The sequence below is a fragment of the Streptosporangium amethystogenes genome (assembly GCF_000721075.1).
In the GTDB taxonomy this organism is placed as follows: domain Bacteria; phylum Actinomycetota; class Actinomycetes; order Streptosporangiales; family Streptosporangiaceae; genus Streptosporangium; species Streptosporangium amethystogenes.
On record NZ_JOEQ01000117.1, the window covers coordinates 1 to 1,379 of the forward strand.

The 1,379-nt window shown below is 65.4% G+C and carries 1 protein-coding gene and 1 pseudogene; one reads left to right on the forward strand and one right to left on the reverse strand.

Annotation, left to right across the window (positions count from 1 at the left end; all coding sequences use genetic code 11):
- Positions 1-196: pseudogene (locus IG98_RS52250) on the forward strand (NUDIX hydrolase); the annotation flags it as partial.
- A 266-nt stretch (positions 197-462) separates the two neighbouring features.
- Here IG98_RS52250 and IG98_RS0143840 read toward each other — a convergent pair.
- Positions 463-933, reverse strand: coding sequence for a hypothetical protein (locus tag IG98_RS0143840; RefSeq protein WP_030926480.1), 471 nt, complete (start codon positions 931-933; stop codon positions 463-465).
- Positions 934-1,379 lie beyond the last annotated feature (446 nt).

Genomic DNA, 1,379 nt, shown 5'->3' on the forward strand with positions numbered 1-1,379 from the left:
CAAGGTCATCGGCGGCCACCTCACCGAGACCGACGAGGCCCGCGCGTTCCGCCGGGTCACCGCGGCCGAGGTCCGGGAACTCGCATCCGAGGCATTCGCTGTTCGCGTTCTGGACGCCATGTACCAGGACCAGGCACCGGCCATCCGCCACCACGACGGCACTCGTCTGCTCGGGTCGTCAAAGCTCAACGAGTGACCTGCCGAATTGTTCTTATGGGTTATTCAAGGCGGCGGCGCTGCGCGCCGCCGCACGGCCCTCCACCCGCCCGCCGTCCGGGCGTGCGGCGTGGGCGCCGGCCCCGAACGGCGGCGGAAATCGGGCCGCCCGCCGCACCACGTCCACGCCGTGCCTACCAACGCACCGTGCGTAGGCCGCACCGCCGCCTACAGGTTTATCCGGCCAGTGGCCCAACGTTTCGCGGCTCTTCCGGCACCTGCGACCTTGCGTCGGCCGCTCGCTCCCTACTTGCTCGACCTCATCAAGGCCCACACCACAGTGACCACAGAGATTCCCATTGCGGCGAAAAACAGGATCACGGGGAGAAACCCGAGGACATCCACGCCCCAGCCGAACGGCCCGGCTCCATACCGGCCAGACCCGATAACCGACCTGAGAGTCCCGGAAATCGCGAGCAGCCCCATCAGGGCAACGAAGAGCCGGAGCGCCGAGGACATCATCAGGCGTTTACGCGGTCCATCGACTGCTTCCTCCGGCAAGGGCTTGGGATACTCCTGCCTGCGTGCTTTGACCAGCCCCCACACACCGGCTCCCAGGTGGGGAGCCACGGCAAGAACACCGATGACGATGAACACCCAGTCAAGTAGTTCGCGTACGGTGCCACCCGCCCAGAAGGTCAACGTGAGGAGCTTGACCACCAATGCCAGCACCATCAGGACGAGCGCCAACTTAGACCACACCGGCATCTTGGACACGCAGTGATTATGGAGCCGGCAAGCCCTCAGGAGAAACCCCACAGCCCCGCCTGCCCAGCTCGGATCAGTCTGCAGCCGGTGGCATCACCCGCACCAACAACGTAGGACGATCGCCTGATGCGGGCTGATCTCCGTACGGGGCCGGGGGCGATCGACGATCCGTGCTTCGTTCCTCAGCACGGCTCACCGGGTAGCAGATACCAGGCCGACTCATCCCAGGCGTGCCCGTTGCGTGCCCGTCAGGAGGGTCGCCAAGGGGGAATCACGGGGACTCACGGGCAAGGCGACACCGCCTCTGACCTGGAACGCAGCAGGTCAGAGGGTCGCGTACCGAGATCTTGTGAACTTGTAGGTCAGGGGTTCGATTCCCCTCGTCGGCTCGCAACAGAGGGCCAGGTCACCGGTGTCCGGTGACCTGGCCCTCTGATCGTTAAGCAAACTTTGTG